This is a genomic window from Pseudoalteromonas sp. GW168-MNA-CIBAN-0100 (genome assembly GCF_040309225.1).
In the GTDB taxonomy this organism is placed as follows: domain Bacteria; phylum Pseudomonadota; class Gammaproteobacteria; order Enterobacterales; family Alteromonadaceae; genus Pseudoalteromonas; species Pseudoalteromonas arctica.
The window spans coordinates 1-267 of the sequence record NZ_JBEOOL010000625.1; the positions used below are offsets into that span (position 1 = coordinate 1).

Sequence of the window (267 nt, forward strand, 5' to 3'; positions counted from 1 at the left end):
CCAAAGCACTGGGCGCCGATCATGCTATAAACTATAAAACCACTGATTTTGTAGAATATATGAAGGCTAATAACCTAACGGCTAACACAATTGTAGATCCTGTTTCGGGTAGTTATTTAAACAAAAATGCGGCTGTTGCGGCTATGGATTGCCAAATTGTAATGCTGGCATTTTTAGATGGTCGTTTTGCTGAAGTTGATTTTGCCCGTTTACTGCAAAAACGTATCTCGTTTCATACATCAACACTTAGAAACCGTAGTATAGAGT

At 38.6% G+C, this 267-nt stretch carries 1 protein-coding gene; it reads left to right on the forward strand.

From position 1 onward, the window contains the following. Positions 1 to 267, forward strand: a 267-nt coding sequence (locus tag AAEY62_RS22725) for a zinc-binding dehydrogenase (RefSeq protein WP_350636681.1), incomplete at both ends; no start/stop codon positions are given.